Source organism: Streptomyces sp. NPDC127595 (assembly GCF_042671685.1).
Classification (GTDB): domain Bacteria; phylum Actinomycetota; class Actinomycetes; order Streptomycetales; family Streptomycetaceae; genus Streptomyces.
In genome coordinates this window covers 77,857-92,377 of record NZ_JBHXWK010000011.1, presented here as the reverse complement: position 1 = coordinate 92,377, position 14,521 = coordinate 77,857, and the positions used below count along the sequence as shown (strand labels likewise).

Here is a 14,521-nt window from a genome sequence, read left to right as displayed (position 1 = left end):
TCACGTGACGCGAAGCCCCCTGAAGCGAAGTCCCTTGACGCGAACCGGACTCACCCGCCCGATATCGCGGCAGATCCTCGCCTTCGCACTCGTGGGCGTCGTCAACACGCTGACGTACTACGGCTTCTACCTGCTGCTCCTGACCCGGCTGCCGTATCTCGCCGCACACATCCTTGCGTCCGTGCTCAGCATGATCGGGTCCTTCTTCCTCAACGCGCGGTTCACCTACCGCACGCGGCCGACGCTGCGGAAGTTCCTGCTGTTCCCGCTGACGAACGCGACCAACTTCGTGGTCACGACGGCAGGTGTGTACGTGGTCGTCGGCGTCTTCCACGTCGGAGACCGGATCGCTCCGCTGCTCGCCTCCGTGGTGGCGATCCCGGTGACCTTCGTGGTCTCCCGCATGATCATGCTCCCGAAGGGCGCACCCGCTACCGCCACGCCTGCGTCACAGCACGCCGAGCCCCCGCCGCGTCCACCGGCACTCCCTGCTCCGCCAGCGCGGCCCCCAGCGCGCTGAGGCAGGAGAGGACCACCCGCTCACTCGCGTCCGCCCCGTAGTGATTGACCCGGATCATATCCTTGGCGAGCGCGCCCCCGCCCGCGGCCAGCGGCAGCGCCGGATCCGTGGCCAGCGCCCCGGCGACAAGCGCGGACGCGTCGACCCCCGGCGGAGTCCGCAGCGTCGTGGCGACGGGCGCCGCGTCGGCTGCCTCGTACACATACGGCTCAAGCCCCCCGCCCAGAGCGAGGGTCCCCGCCCGGGTGGCCGCCGCGGCCGCCGCGTGCCGGGCCATCACGGCGTCGAGCCCCTCGCCCTCGATCCGCTCGACACACGCCTCCAGGGCCAGCATCTCCAGCTGCGCGGGCGCGTGCAGCAGCGCCTTGCGGCCCCCGTCGATCCACCGCGACTTCCAGTCGAGGAGCGAGAGATACGACCGCCGCGGCGCCCGCGGGTTCGCGGCCATCCGCGCCCACGCCCGCTCGCTCACCGACACGGCCGACACCCCGGCGGGCCCGCCCATCGCCTTCTGCGCCCCGATCACGCACAGGTCGACACCCCACGCGTCCGGCAGCACCGGTTCGGCGCCGACCGAGGCGACGGCGTCGAGGTAGAAGAGGGCGCCGTGTTCCCGTACGACCTCACCGATCTCCGCGACGGGGTTGGTGTTCCCGGTCGCCGCCTCCGCGTGCACCAGGGACACGAAGTCGATCGACGGATGCCCGGCGAACGCCTCCCGCACCTGCGCGGCGGTGACCGCCGTGTGGAACGGCACCGCCAGGTCGATCACCGTCGCCCCGCAGTCCCGCAGCCAGTCACCGAAGGTCTGCCCGTACGGGCCGGTGATCACGTTGAGCGCGGTCGTGCCGGGCCCCGCCGTGCCGCGGATGGCCCCCTCCAGGGGAAGCAGCGCCTCGCCCTGCATGATCACGACGTCCCGCTCGGTGGAGAGCAGCCGCGCCACACGGTCCTCGATCGCCGCGAAGTGCGCCGCGCCGAGCGGGGCCAGGTCCAGGAAGGGGTGTGTCACGACGGTGCTCTCTTCGCTCACAGGGTCTAACGAGGCCCACGAGGGGCAATGAATCGGATGGGTCAGAGCGTAACCGGCGCTGTTGTTCAGCCCCGGACCGGCGACTTCTGAGGCCGGACAGCTCAGTGACCATCGGATTGGTTTGAGTGCTCCAAACCTTTCCTTATAATCAGAACCCACTGTTCCCCCACAGGAGGTCCCCCGTGAACCCGGTCCTCGGACGCCGATCCCGCTTTCTGGCCGCCACCACCGCGACGGCCGGGCTGCTGCTCGTGGCCGGCTGCTCCTCGGACGACGGCGGCGGCTCGACCACAGTCAAGGGCGTCAAGCTCGTCAAGGCGGGACAGATCACCACCTGCACCCACCTCCCGTACCCGCCCTTCCAGTCGGAGATCGACGGCAAGGTGCAGGGCTTCGACGTCTCGCTGATCGACCTGGTCGCCAAGGACCTGGGCGTGAAGCAGGAGTTCATCGACACGCCCTTCGAGAACTTCAAGACCGGCGCGTTCCTCAACTCCGGCGAGTGCGACCTCGCCGCGGCCGGCATGACGATCACCGACGAGCGCAAGAAGAACGTCGACTTCTCGGACCCGTACTTCGACGCGACGCAGGCCGTCCTCGTCGACAAGAAGAGCGGCATCACCTCCTTCGCGGACCTCAAGGGCAAGAAGGTCGGCACCCAGGCCCAGACCACCGGCGAGGACTACGCCACGAGCCACGGCCTCGACCCGGTCTCCTTCGAGTCCTCCGACGCCGTCCTCAACGGCCTGCGCACCGGCCAGGTCCAGGCCGTCATCATCGACTACCCGGTCGTCCAGGGCTGGCTGAAGGACAAGGCCAACGCGGACGCCTTCGAGGTCGCCGACAACATCAACACCGGTGAGCAGTACGGCTTCTCGGTGAAGAAGGGCAACACCGCGCTCCTCGACGCCATCAACAAGGCGCTCACGGACGCGAAGGCGGACGGCACGTACAAGACGCTGTACGAGAAGTGGATCGGCCCGTACGACGAGTCCGCGGCCTCCGCGTCCCCGTCGGCCTCGCCGTCCGACTCGGCCGCCGTCTCCACCCCGTCCGACTCCGCCACCCCGACGGACGCGGCTTCGGCCTCCGTCTCCCCGTCCGCCTCATGAGTGGTACCGACACCCGACTCCAGCCCCGCAAAAGCGGCCTGACCCGGCGTCAGAAGCGCGCGCTGTCACGCGGCGCCCAGTACGCCGTGTTCGTCGCGGCCGTGGTCGCCTTCGCGGTCACGGCCGACTGGGCGCAGCTGAAGAACCAGTTCGCGCAGTGGGACCTCGTCACGCAGATGTTCCCGGACGTCATCACGATGGCGCTGAAGAACACCGTGCTCTACACGATGTCCGGCTTCGTCTTCGGCCTGGTGCTCGGCATGGTCGTCGCCCTGATGCGGCTGTCCCCGGTGGGCCCCTACCGCTGGGTCGCCGGCATCTACATCGAGATCTTCCGCGGCCTGCCCGCCCTGCTGATCTTCGTCTTCGTGGGCGTCGCCGTGCCGCTCGCGTTCCCGGGCACGGAGATCCCCGGCGGCACCTACGGCAAGGTGGCCCTCGCCCTCGGCCTTGTCTCGGCCGCGTACATGGCGGAGACGATCCGCGCGGGCATCCAGGCGGTGCCCAAGGGGCAGATGGAGGCGGCCCGTTCACTGGGCTTCTCGCACACCCGGGCGATGGTCTCGATCATCATCCCGCAGGCGTTCCGCATCGTGATCCCGCCGCTCACCAACGAACTCGTCCTCCTCTTCAAGGACTCCTCGCTGGTGCTGTTCCTCGGTGTCACGCTGGAGGAGCGCGAACTCACCAAGTTCGGGCGCGACCTGGCGAGCCAGACCGCCAACTCCACGCCGATCCTGGTCGCGGGCCTGTGCTATCTGCTGGTCACGATCCCGCTCGGCTTCGTCGTACGCCGACTGGAGACGAAGGCCGGGGAGGCCACCAAGTGAGCCAAGTGAGCAGTACTCCAGAAATCCAGGTCAAGGGCCTGCACAAGTCCTTCGGTGACAACGAGGTGCTGCGCGGCATCGACCTGGAGATCGGCTCGGGCGAGGTCGTCTGCGTCATCGGCCCGTCCGGCTCGGGCAAGTCCACGCTGCTGCGCTGCGTGAACCTCCTTGAGGAGCCCACCAAGGGCGAGGTCTTCGTCGGCGGTACGGAGATCACGCACCCTGACGTCGACATCGACGCCGTACGCCGCCGTATCGGCATGGTCTTCCAGCAGTTCAACCTCTTCCCGCATCTGTCGGTGACCGACAACCTCACGCTGCCGCAGCGCCGGGTGCTGAAGCGGGACAAGGCCGAGGCCGCCAAGGTCGCCGCGGAGAACCTGCGGCGCGTGGGCCTGTCCGAGAAGGCCGACGCCTACCCCGCCTCCCTCTCCGGCGGTCAGCAGCAGCGCGTCGCCATCGCCCGCGCGCTGGCCATGGGCCCCGAGGTGATGCTCTTCGACGAGCCGACCTCGGCCCTGGACCCCGAACTCGTCGGCGACGTACTCGCCGTCATGCGGATGCTCGCGAACGAGGGCATGACGATGATGGTCGTCACCCATGAGATGACCTTCGCCCGCGAGGTCGCCGACCGCGTCGTCTTCATGGACGGCGGCGTGATCGTCGAGGAGGGCGCCCCCGCCCAGGTCATCGGCAACCCGAGCCACGAGCGCACCCGCCACTTCCTGTCCCGCCTCCTCGACCCCGCGATGGCGGACGTGGAGGAAGGGGTCTCGGACCAGGTGGGCAAGGGGGAGCAGGGCTCCAATTAGGGTGCAGTGCATGAGCGATCGCACCGTGCTGCACGTGAGGGGACGGGTTCTCGTCGGGCCCGAGGACGTCCGGGACGAGCTGTGGGTCGTCGGCGGCCGGATCTCGTACGAGCGCCCCGCCGGCGCCCGTGACATCCGCACCGTCGACGGCTGGGCCCTGCCCGGCCTGGTCGACGCGCACTGCCACGTAGGGCTCGGCCTGCACGGCCCCGTCCCCGCCGACGTCGCCGAGAAGCAGGCGCTGACGGACCGCGAGGCCGGAACGCTGCTGCTCCGCGACGCGGGCTCGCCCTCGGACACCCACTGGACCGACGACCGCGAAGACCTCCCGAAGATCATCCGTGCGGGCCGCCACATCGCGCGCACCCGCCGCTACATCCGGAACTTCGCGCACGAGATCGAGCCGGAGGACCTCGTCGCGTACGTCGCCCAGGAGGCCCGGCGCGGTGACGGCTGGGTCAAGCTGGTGGGCGACTGGATCGACCGCGGCACCGGCGACCTGAGCGCCTGCTGGCCCCGGGACACCGTCGAGGCCGCGATCGCCGAGGCCCACCGTCTCGGCGCCCGCGTCACCGCGCACTGCTTCGCCGAGGACTCCCTGCGGGATCTGGTCGAGGCCGGCATCGACTGCATCGAGCACGCGACGGGCCTGACCGAGGACACCATCCCGCTCTTCGCCGAGCACAAAGTGGCGATCGTCCCGACCCTCGTCAACATCGCGACCTTCCCGCAGCTCGCCGACGGCGGCGAGTCGAAGTTCCCCCAATGGTCCACGCACATGCGCCAGTTGTACGACCGCCGCTACGACACCGTGCGCGCCGCGTACGACGCCGGAATCCCCGTGTACGTCGGCACCGACGCGGGCGGCGCGCTGGCCCACGGCCTGGTGGCGGACGAGGTCGCCGAGCTGACAAAGGCAGGCCTCCCGCCGGTCGAGGCGCTGTCGGCCACGACATGGGGCGCACGGCAGTGGCTGGGGCGCCCTGGGCTGGACGAGGGGGCACCCGCGGACCTCGTGGTGTACGAGGGGGATCCGCGGGCGGACGTACGGCTGCTGGCCGCCCCTCGGCGGATCGTGCTGAACGGACGGGTCGTGGGGTAGGGCCCCCAGGGCAGGGGTCAGGCGGAGAGGGAGGACATCGCCCCGGCGTAGCTCTTTTCTCTCTTTCTCATTTCTCGTCGTCGAGCAGGACGCGCATGCTGTCGACGGCCCGTGCCGCCTGTTCCGACGTACGGCGGCCCAGGCCGCAGGCGGTGGCGATGTCCGTACGGCGGCCGAGTGCTTCTTCGACGAGGGCCCGGACCGCCAGCTGGTCGCCGGCCGGCTGCTCCTCGTGCGCGATTCCGGCCACCACGGATACGTCCGACGGAACCCGCAGCCGGCGGAGCGGGGCGTAGTAGGCGGTGGAGGTGACGGGTGGCTGATCACCGCCGGACAGCGGGAGGTGGACGAACTCCAGCGGCCGGCCTTGGGGCCAGCGGCGCACCAGAGCGTTGGCCAGCACCGCCTGGGGAGCTGCCGACGACGGTATTTTCAAGGCCCGGTGACCGAGATCTCCGAGGCACAGGTGGACGCCGAAGCGGCTGCCCTGCGGCGCCTTCGAGACCTGGCTGGTCACCAGCCGCGCCATGAGCCGGGCCAGCAGTGGCCGCAGCGGCCGCGGCGCCGACACCACGGCGATGAGGGCGGCGGGCACTTCGAGCTGGAAGACCAGGGCGTCGCCTGCCGTGCGGTGCACGTCCGCGATCTGCCCGGCCGTCGCGTCGCGGAAGGCGCGGGCGTGGCGGAAGACACCGACCGGTCCGAAGATGAAGAGGGCCATGTCGAGGTAGCCCGGAACGCCGACCTGGAGAGGCAGGTCCGCGGATGCCGGCGTGCCGAGGGCGTCCAAGGCGGCCAGTTCCTCCCGCGCGTACTCGCTCAGCCGCATCGGGATGTCGCCCGGTGTGAGGCGGCTGCCGCGCTGGACCTTCAGCCGGTCCGTGTCGTCGTAGCCGGTCCACTCACCGTCCTGCACGGTACGGATGTGCGGCAGCGCCTTGATGGCCTTGACCAGCGGCACGAACCACTGCAGTCGCGGTCCGGTCTCCCCGCCGGACAGGCGCCGCACGCGTCCCGCCAGCTCGTGCTGCTGCCAGCGGAACGCGGATGTGGCGTCGTCGAACTGCGGCAGGCTGCCGACGAAGTGCAGACGACGGCGGTCGGTGGAAGCCACCTGGGAACACTCCTGGTGTCGTGATGATCGCCGGAAAGAAGGACGGTCTGATCACCGTAGGACATCGCGTGGCACGCACCTCCGGCAACCCCAGCCCGGCGCACACCCAGGAAGCGATCGCACAGGGCGCTCTGGTTGACAGAGCGTGACGAGCAGGTGTGCCGGCTCGTTGTGCACTCCGTCCTGCGCGCCCGGCAGTAACCGGTGTGTTCGCGCAGGGTTGTCGAACGGGTGACGGTGGCGAACAGCCGTGTCGTGTGATTCGAAGAATTGTGCGGAATCTGCCCGTTGGAGTGAAGTCACGCCAGATTACTGACTGTTCACTCTCAGTGCGTAATTCTTGCCGGGTCCCGAGCTATCTCTTATGGGGGTCCCACCCTTGAACAGCAACAACTTCCGCATGCCCGCACGCCGTTGCGCCGTCGTCGCCGCAGCCACCCTCCTCGCCGCCGGTCCCACGGCGCTGGCCGGAGCGGTGTCCGCGCACGCGACCGACGACACGGCAGGGCAGGGCCGCGCCAGTGCCGTGGTCCTGCGGACCGGTCTCGACGTGTCCCTGCTCAACAAGACGGTGAACGTCCCACTCGCCGTCTCCCTCAACGAGGTTCAGGCGCCGCAGAGCGCCGAGAAGACCGCGCTCACCGCCCGTCTGGACGGCGTCGACGGCGGAAAGGCGTTCACCGTGCTGGGCGCGGAGGTCGCCACCGCGAGGGCGACGGTGTCCGAGTCGAAGGCCGAGGGGTACACCAATCTCGCGCACGCGAAGGTCCATGTCCCCGGGCTTCCGCTGCTCTCCCTCATCGAGGTCGAGTCGGTCACGTCGAAGGCGACCTGCGAAGCGGGCAAGCAGCCGGTCGCCACCTCGAATCTGCTGGGCGCGGTCACGGTGCTCGGCAAGAAGGTGACGTTGTCCGCCGGCGGCCCGACCGTGGTGGACGTACCCGGCATCGGCGAAGTCCGGCTCGACCTCTCCAAGACCCAGACCACGTCCCGTACGGCAGCCGCGTCCGCGCTCGAACTCACGGTGTCCATCAACCCGTTGAAGCTGAACGTGGCCGAGGTGGAAGGAACGTTGACCCTGGCGGGGGCGACCTGCGAGGCGCCGGCCGTACCGACGACGTCCTCCGAAACGCCGGTGGCTGAGGTGAAGCCGCAGGGGGCGCCCGCGGAGGCGGGGCTCGCCGAGACCGGGGGCGGGGCGATGACACCGTACGTGGTGGGCGGGGCGGTTGTGCTGCTTGCGGTGGGTGGGGGAGTGGTGGTGATGGGGCGGCGTAGTCGGGGCTGAGGAATGGGTTTTTCGCCCCTCCGCCCCTGCCCGTCCCATCCTTCCGGGGCTACGCCCCGTTTCAGCCCGTCCGGCGTTTGAGGACGAGCGCGTTCAGCGCGAAGCGGGGGTCTGGGGGCGGTAGCCCCCAGAAACGGGACGGGTAGGGGCGGAGGGGGCGACAGACCCCACCTCACCCCCCAACCACCGTCACCGCCCGATCCAGCGCCTGCAGAAACCGGTTCACCGTCACCCGGTCCCGAACCGCCACCCGTATCCACTCCTCGCCAAGCCCGGGAAAGGTGTCCCCCCGTCGCACGGCGAAGCCCAGTCCCCGCAGCCGGCGGCGCACGGCAGCCGCCCGAGGAAGCCGGACCAGCACGAACGGCCCCTCCGCAGGCCCGACCACCCGCACCCCGTCCGGCGCGAACTCCTCAAGCCCGGCCACCAGATGGGCCCGATCCGCCGCGCCCCGCCGCGCCGCATGGGCGGCTTCCGCGAGCGCCCGGGAGGACACGCACGCCGCCGCCGCGGCAAGCGCGGGCGTGGACACCGGCCACAGCGGCTGGGCACGCTCCAGGTCGACGATCGTCTCGGGGGAGGCGAGGACGTAGCCGATGCGAAGTCCGGCCAGCCCCCACGTCTTCGTGAGGCTGCGCAGCACCACGAGACCGGGCACGTCCGTCCGCCCGGCGAGCGCCTCCCGCTCGTCCGGCACGGCGTCCATGAACGCCTCGTCGACGACCAACGTCCGTCCGGGCCGGGCGAGTTCAGTGATCAGGGCGGCCGGATGCAGCACGGACGTCGGGTTGGTCGGGTTCCCGACCACGACGAGATCCGCGTCCTCGGGAACGGCCGCCGGATCGAGCCGGAAGCCGTCCTCCTCGCGGAGCAGGACACGGTCGACAGAGTGCCCGGCATCCCGCAGCGCCGCCTCCGGCTCGGTGAACTGCGGGTGCACGACCACGGGCTGACGCACCTTCAGGGCACGCGCGAGCAGCACGAACGCCTCGGCGGCACCCGCCGTGAGCAGCACCCGTTCGACGGACAGCCCGTGCCGCGCCGCCACCGTCGCCCGCGCGTCCCGCCCGTCGGGATAGGCGGCAAGCCCGGTCAGCGAGGCGGCGATCCGCTCGCGCAGCCACTCCGGAGGGGTGTCGGCGCGGACGTTCACGGCGAGATCGGTGAGCGCCGAACCGTCGTCGCGCACCTCGGCGTCCCCGTGATGGCGCAGATCGTGCCAGTCGCCGACGCCCGCCGAGGGCGCCCCCTCAGTGGGCGTGGGCGTGGGCATGGCCGTCATGGTGGTGTCCGTGGTGCTGGTGGTCACCGTCGTCGTCCGGGTGGAAGTGCGGCTGCTGGGGCAGTCCGACCTTGTCCTCGAAGCCGGGCAGCGCGATGCGGTAGACGCAGGAGTCGCAGTTCATCCGCAGGTCTCCCTGCACGGCCTCGCGGTAGCGCTCCATGACCAGGTCGAGCAACTCCGGCTCGGGGCCGATGACATCGGCGGAGCGCACCTCGACGTCCGGGTGCGCGGCACCCCAGCCCTCGGTCTGCCGGCGCACCCGGTCGGGCAGGATGCCGGTGAAGAGGAAGTAGGGCAGGACGACGATCCGGCGGGCGCCCAGCTTCACGCAGCGGTCGAGGCCGGAGGGCACGTCGGGCGCGGCCAGCGACACGAACGCCGTCTCGACGCCCGCGTACCCCCGGCCCTCCCAGAGCAGCCGCGCCGCCTTGAGCACCTCGGCGTTGGCGTCCGGGTCGGTGGAACCGCGCCCCACCAGCAGCACGGTCACATCGGCCCGGTCCTCGGGCGTCCGGGAAGCGGAGCCCAGGGCCTCGTCGAGCCGCCGCTCAAGGACGGTGAGGAGCGCCGGGTGCGGACCCAGCGGACGCCCGTAGGTGTACGAGATCCCGGGGTGCCGCTCCTTCTCACGGGCCAGCGCCGCCGGGATGTCCCCCTTGGCGTGCCCGGCGGAGACCAGCATCAGCGGTACGGCGGCGAAACGTCGTACCCCCTGCTCGACCAGTTCTGTCACGGCGTCACCCAGCGGCGGCGGGGACAGCTCGATGAAGCCGCCCGCGACGGGCAGTTCGGGGTTGCGGCGCCCCAACTCCCGTACGAAGGCGCGGAAGGCATCGGCACCGGCCTCGTCCCGGGTGCCGTGTCCGGCGATGAGCAGGGCGGGGGGCGGGGTGGTCACGATTTCTCCTCAGAAGAAACAGAAACAGAAGCAGAGACAGGCTCCGAGCCGGCAACAGAAACAGGCTCAGGAGCAGAAACAGGTTGGTACAGCAGGGCGTTGAGCGCCGCCGCGGCGACCGCGGAGCCGCCCTTCTCGGACACGTTGCTGACGGCGGGCAGCCCGCTCGCGCGCAACGCGGCCTTGGACTCGGCGGCGCCGACGAACCCGACGGGCAGACCGATGACGAGCGCGGGATCGGCGTCCAGGGTCAGCAACTCCTCAAGGGCGGTCGGCGCGCAGCCGATCACCCAGAGCGCGCCGGGCCCGACCTCCTCGTACGCGAGCCGGATCGCGTGCGCCGAACGGGTCAGCCCAGGACCGGACCTGGCGTCCTTGAGGCGACAGACCGTGTCGCGCCGGGTGATGCCCGCCGCGACCATCTCGACGTCGACGACGACGGGTGCCCCCGCGTGCAGCGCGATATGCCCGCGCTCCAGGGCGCGTTCGTCGACGACGAGATCGTCCGCGTACTCCAGGTCGGCCGCGGAGTGGATGACCCGCTCCACGACCGCCCGGGTCAGCGGCGGGAAGTGCGAGGTGTCCAGGCGCGCGCGCAGCCGCCGGAAGGACTCCTGCTCGATGGGGTGCACCACACGGGTCACCCCGGTCGTAGCGCTCACTTGGCCTCCTCCTGCCAGCGGTAGCCGCGCGGTGTCACCATGCGGCCGGCGATCTCACGGGTCGCAGTGTTGCCCACGGTCACCACGGTCATCATGTCCACCGTCGCCGGGTCGAGCCCAGAGAGGGTGGTGAGGCGGCTGGACTCGTCGGGGCGTGAGGCGTTCCGTACGACACCCACGGGCGTCGTCGGTTCCCGGTGCTCGGCGAGGACCGCCAGCGCCTTCGGAAGCTGCCAGTCGCGGCCCCGGCTGCGCGGGTTGTAGAACGTCACGACGATGTCGGCCTCGGCCGCCGCCCGTACCCGACGCTCGATGACCTCCCACGGCGTGTGCAGATCGGAGAGGCTGATCGACACATGGTCGTGCCCGAGCGGCGCGCCCAGGATCGCCCCGGCGGCCAGCGCGGCGGTCACCCCGGGCACCCCGACCACGTCGATGTCGTCGGACGCCTCGGCCAGCGCGGGCGACGCCATCGCGTACACCCCCGCGTCCCCACTGCCGATCAGCGCGACGGCCTGCCCGCGCCGCGCCTCCTCGACCGCCGTACGCGCCCGTTCCTCCTCGGCGCCGAGCCCCGACTCCAGGACGCGGGTCCCCGGCCGCAGCAGATCGCGGATCTGGTCGACGTACTGGTCGAGCCCGACGAGCACGGACGCCCGCCGCAGCTCGGCCTTCGCACGGGGCGTCAGCAGATCACGGGCGCCGGGCCCGAGCCCGACCACCGCGAGCCGGCCGCGCGCGGCCCGGCGTACCACCGCACAGGTCGCCATCGCCGGCCGCCCGTCCGCGCGTACCGACTTCCGCTTGGGGAGCAGGAGTTCACCGCCGCCCGCGAGCGCCGCGGCCTCCGCGACGGAGGGGGTGCCGACCGCGGCGAGCGGCGCGTCGGAGGGGTTCGGCACGTCGACCGTCGCCAACTCCTCGGCGCTGTACGTCACCAGGGGCACCCCGAGCCGCTCGGCGGCCCCGACGATGCCGGGCTCCTGCGCCTTGGCGTCGACGGTGGCGATCTGGGCGACGGACCTCGGCGACAACCCGGCTTCCCGCAGGGCGTCCTGGACGAGCCCGAGGACCTCGTCGACAGGGGCACCCTTGGAGGCGCCGACTCCGACGACGAGGGAGGGCGGACGCAGCACCACGTTCCGGTCGGCGGGCGGAACCAGACGGTCGGTGACCCGGATCGCGTGCACACCTCCCGACGCGACCGGCAGCGGCGGCAGGGGCCACGCCAACTCGGCGTGCAGCGCGACGGGTTCACCGTCGAGCAGGGCCCGGGTGACTCCCGCGACATCCCCCTCCACGGGGAAGCCGAGCGTGTCGAGCCCCGGCATCCCCACCGAATCGGTCGCCGTGGTCACCACCGGCTCCGCCCCGAGCAACTCACCCACCTCGCGAGCGAGTTCATTGGCGCCACCCCCGTGACCCCCCACCAGGGACACGGCGAACCGCCCCGCCTCGTCGACGCACACGACCCCCGGGTCGGACGCTTTGTCGCCCAACAGCGGCGCGATCAGCCGAACCACCGCCCCGGTGGCAAGGAAGCACACCACCTGGTCACACTCGGCGAACGCCCGCCGCACGGCGTCCCCGACGGACCCGTCGTACACCCGGGCACGCGTGGGCCAGGCCGCGGCCAGCCGGTCACGGCCGGCCGCACCCGCCGCCGTGGCGGAAATCAGGCCGATCACTGGGGGACTCCTTCGGTATGCGCCGGGGGCCGGACGCCCCACAGCAGGAAAACGGGATTGGTGGCCGAGAGCCGGTCGACGCCGCCCGGCAGCGGTGCGAGCCGGGACGACTGCAACAGCACGCCCTCGCAGTCGAACCCGGCACCGTTGAGCGCGTCCCGCACCGCGGGCACCCGGTCGAGCGCGGCCATGGCGACCACGACGGCCCGCCGGGCGCGCCGGGCGCAGGCCGTGACTATGGCGGGCAGTTCGCGCCCCCCGCCGCCGATGAAGACCGCGTCCGGATCGTCCAGATCGGACAGCACCGTCGGCGCGGCCCCGTGCACGACGTGTACGTCCACGCCGTGCGCCTCGGCATTGGCGCGGACGCGCTCGCAGCCGTCCAGCGTCTTCTCGACGGCGGTGACGGCGGCTCCGAACCGCGCGCACTCGACGGCGACGGAGCCGGAGCCCGCGCCGATGTCCCAGACCAGCTCGCCGAGCCGCGGCCCGATCCGGGCCAGCGCGAGTGCCCGTACCTCGAACTTGCTGATCATCGAGTCGCGGTGGGTGAACTCCTGCTCCTCCAGCGCCCATTGGGCGGGACCGGCGGACGGCCCGGCGACGGTCCGCACGGGGTTGAGAGCGCGCGACTCGTCCAGGCACAGGACGACACTCACCGCCGTACCCCAGTCACGGGCGGCGGCCTCGGCGGGCGTGACCCGTTCCACGCGCTCGTGTTCGGGGTCGCCAAGGGCGCTCGCGACGACGAGGACACGTTCCCGGGAGTGGTAGGCAAGCGCGGCGCCCAGTTCGGCGGGCCCGGAGCCGGGGCCGGTCAGCACCGCCACCTTGGGCCGGGCCCGGCAGACGTTGACGGCCGTACGCAGCTCACGACCGTGGGCGCTGACCACCACGGCGTCGTCCCAGGGCAGCCCGACGCGGGCGAAGGCGGTGGCGACGGACGACACACCGGGCCGGACGTCCAGCCGCTCCGCGCCGAAGCGTTCGGCGAGCGCCCGCACGATACCGAAGAACCCGGGATCACCGGAGGCGAGCACGACGACCCGGCCCTGCTTGTCCGCCTTGTTCACATATCGCTCGATCCCGTCGAGCGCGGGCGCGAGCGGACCGAGTACGACCTGCTCCGCCCCCTCCAGGGGCCCTGCCGCCGCCAGATGCCGCCGGCCCCCGACGACGAGCCCGGCCTCGGCTACGGCGGACGCCGCTTCGGGGGCCAAGGGCGCCCCCGTACCCGTACCGAAGACGGTGATCACACCCGCACCGGTCACGGTGTTCGCGTCTCTGCCCGCGACGGTCGTCACGAAGGACTGCCCTTCCGAGCCGTGCTCCGAGCCGCGTTACGAGCCGCGCTCCGCTCCGCGCGCAGCTCCGCCCGCGCCCGCGGGTCGGCCTTGCGGAACTCGTGGAAGTGACCTGGGTGGTAGAGGTGGGAGCGCGTGCCGCTCGCGTCCAGCGCCGGGCCGACCAGGAAGAGGGTGTGCTTCCAGAGCTTGTGTTCCTTGACGGTCTCTTCGAGGGTCTCGATCGTGCACCGCACGAGGAGTTCCTCCGGCCAGGTCACCTGGTACGCCACCACGACCGGCGTGGACGTCGGATAGCCGCCCTCCAGCAGCTCGCGCACGAGCTGGCCGCTGCGCGCCGCCGACAGGAACAGCGCCATGGTCGTCCCGTGCCGGGCGAACTCCCGTACCTCCTCGCCCGGCGGCATCGGCGTCTTGCCGCCGCCGAGCCGGGTGAGGATCACGGACTGCGCGACCTCGGGAATCGTCAGCTCGCGCTGCGCGAGTGCGGCCACGGCGGAGAACGAGGAGACGCCCGGGATGATCTCGGTCTCGACCCCGATGTCCGCACACCGGTCGAGCTGCTCCTGCGTACCGCCCCACAGGGCGGGGTCCCCGGAGTGAATGCGGGCAACCTTCAGGCCCTCCTCGGCGGCCCGCTCGTACACGGCCACCACGTCCTCCAGCGACATCGTCGCCGAATCCAGGATCTCCGCACCCTCCCGCGCATGGTCCAGGACCTCCGCCTGCACCAGACTGGCCGCCCAGATCACGACGTCGGCCTCCGCGATGGCGCGCGCGGCGCGGAACGTCAGCAGGTCGGCGGCGCCGGGCCCGGCCCCGACGATGGTCACCTTGCCGGTGGGGGCGTCGGCCATGGGATGGAGTCCTCTC

General features: G+C 71.5%; 14 protein-coding genes. 6 read left to right on the top strand and 8 right to left on the bottom strand.

The features are described 5' to 3' along the window. Positions 1 to 34: 34 nt before the first annotated feature. Positions 35 to 520, top strand: coding sequence for a GtrA family protein (locus tag ACFVKT_RS30470; RefSeq protein ID WP_385737490.1), 486 nt, complete (start codon positions 35 to 37; stop codon positions 518 to 520). On the opposite strand, the gene ACFVKT_RS30465 is transcribed toward ACFVKT_RS30470, so the two are convergent. Next, on the bottom strand, positions 432 to 1,532 hold the full coding sequence (locus ACFVKT_RS30465) for a pyridoxal-phosphate-dependent aminotransferase family protein (protein ID WP_385737870.1): 1,101 nt from the start codon (positions 1,530 to 1,532) through the stop codon (positions 432 to 434). The genes ACFVKT_RS30470 and ACFVKT_RS30465 overlap by 89 nt on opposite strands. 203 nt (positions 1,533 to 1,735) lie before the next feature. Here ACFVKT_RS30465 and ACFVKT_RS30460 point away from each other — a divergent pair, with 203 nt between their 5' ends. From ACFVKT_RS30460 to ACFVKT_RS30445, 4 genes are read left to right on the top strand one after another with little or no spacing between them, the layout of a single operon-like run. Further along, the gene (locus ACFVKT_RS30460) at positions 1,736 to 2,665 is read left to right on the top strand and encodes a basic amino acid ABC transporter substrate-binding protein (protein WP_385737488.1); all 930 of its coding nucleotides are present in this window, start codon (positions 1,736 to 1,738) and stop codon (positions 2,663 to 2,665) included. Beyond that, positions 2,662 to 3,495, top strand: coding sequence for an amino acid ABC transporter permease (locus ACFVKT_RS30455; RefSeq protein ID WP_385737486.1), 834 nt, complete (start codon positions 2,662 to 2,664; stop codon positions 3,493 to 3,495). The genes ACFVKT_RS30460 and ACFVKT_RS30455 overlap by 4 nt, the downstream gene beginning before the upstream one ends. Beyond that, entirely contained in the window at positions 3,492 to 4,307 is an 816-nt protein-coding gene (locus ACFVKT_RS30450) for an amino acid ABC transporter ATP-binding protein (protein WP_385737484.1), read from the top strand. The genes ACFVKT_RS30455 and ACFVKT_RS30450 overlap by 4 nt, the downstream gene beginning before the upstream one ends. Positions 4,308 to 4,317: 10 nt before the next feature. Beyond that, positions 4,318 to 5,409, top strand: a complete 1,092-nt coding sequence (locus tag ACFVKT_RS30445) for an amidohydrolase family protein (RefSeq protein WP_385737482.1) — start codon at positions 4,318 to 4,320, stop codon at positions 5,407 to 5,409. A gap of 67 nt (positions 5,410 to 5,476) precedes the next feature. Here the strand turns inward: ACFVKT_RS30445 and ACFVKT_RS30440 are convergent, their stop codons facing one another. Next, positions 5,477 to 6,523 (bottom strand): hypothetical protein, encoded by a 1,047-nt coding sequence (locus ACFVKT_RS30440; protein WP_385737481.1) that lies wholly within the window; start codon positions 6,521 to 6,523, stop codon positions 5,477 to 5,479. Between the two features lie 379 nt (positions 6,524 to 6,902). Here ACFVKT_RS30440 and ACFVKT_RS30435 point away from each other — a divergent pair, with 379 nt between their 5' ends. After that, positions 6,903 to 7,811, top strand: coding sequence for an SCO1860 family LAETG-anchored protein (locus tag ACFVKT_RS30435; protein ID WP_385737479.1), 909 nt, complete (start codon positions 6,903 to 6,905; stop codon positions 7,809 to 7,811). Positions 7,812 to 7,983: 172 nt separating this feature from the next. Here the strand turns inward: ACFVKT_RS30435 and cobC are convergent, their stop codons facing one another. Genes cobC through cobM form a run of 6 tightly spaced genes read right to left on the bottom strand, consistent with a single transcriptional unit; the run spans position 7,984 to position 14,505 of the window. Then, positions 7,984 to 9,084 (bottom strand): Rv2231c family pyridoxal phosphate-dependent protein CobC, encoded by a 1,101-nt coding sequence (cobC, locus tag ACFVKT_RS30430; RefSeq protein ID WP_385737868.1) that lies wholly within the window; start codon positions 9,082 to 9,084, stop codon positions 7,984 to 7,986. Continuing rightward, the gene (locus ACFVKT_RS30425) at positions 9,062 to 9,994 is read right to left on the bottom strand and encodes a sirohydrochlorin chelatase (protein ID WP_385737477.1); all 933 of its coding nucleotides are present in this window, start codon (positions 9,992 to 9,994) and stop codon (positions 9,062 to 9,064) included. The genes cobC and ACFVKT_RS30425 overlap by 23 nt, the downstream gene beginning before the upstream one ends. Beyond that, positions 9,991 to 10,638, bottom strand: a complete 648-nt coding sequence (locus tag ACFVKT_RS30420) for a precorrin-8X methylmutase (protein ID WP_385737866.1) — start codon at positions 10,636 to 10,638, stop codon at positions 9,991 to 9,993. Before ACFVKT_RS30420 ends, ACFVKT_RS30425 begins: the two co-directional genes overlap by 4 nt. Before the next feature lie 14 nt (positions 10,639 to 10,652). Continuing rightward, positions 10,653 to 12,344 (bottom strand): precorrin-3B C(17)-methyltransferase, encoded by a 1,692-nt coding sequence (cobJ, locus tag ACFVKT_RS30415; RefSeq protein WP_385737475.1) that lies wholly within the window; start codon positions 12,342 to 12,344, stop codon positions 10,653 to 10,655. Next, on the bottom strand, positions 12,341 to 13,600 hold the full coding sequence (gene cbiE, locus ACFVKT_RS30410; RefSeq protein ID WP_385737864.1) for a precorrin-6y C5,15-methyltransferase (decarboxylating) subunit CbiE: 1,260 nt from the start codon (positions 13,598 to 13,600) through the stop codon (positions 12,341 to 12,343). Before cbiE ends, cobJ begins: the two co-directional genes overlap by 4 nt. Before the next feature lie 44 nt (positions 13,601 to 13,644). Next, positions 13,645 to 14,505 carry a precorrin-4 C(11)-methyltransferase gene (cobM, locus tag ACFVKT_RS30405; RefSeq protein WP_385737473.1) on the bottom strand — a complete coding sequence of 287 codons (861 nt, stop codon included), beginning with the start codon at positions 14,503 to 14,505 and terminating at the stop codon, positions 13,645 to 13,647. Between the last annotated feature and the right edge of the window lie 16 nt (positions 14,506 to 14,521).

Bases quoted from the DNA above. Each gene is read 5' to 3' on its own strand.
- ACFVKT_RS30455 (WP_385737486.1), top strand. From the start codon at position 2,662: ATGAGTGGTACCGACACCCGACTCCAGCCCCGCAAAAGCGGCCTGACC.
- ACFVKT_RS30445 (WP_385737482.1), top strand. From the start codon at position 4,318: ATGAGCGATCGCACCGTGCTGCACGTGAGGGGACGGGTTCTCGTCGGG.
- cobC (WP_385737868.1), bottom strand. From the start codon at position 9,084: ATGCCCACGCCCACGCCCACTGAGGGGGCGCCCTCGGCGGGCGTCGGC.
- cobM (WP_385737473.1), bottom strand. From the start codon at position 14,505: ATGGCCGACGCCCCCACCGGCAAGGTGACCATCGTCGGGGCCGGGCCC.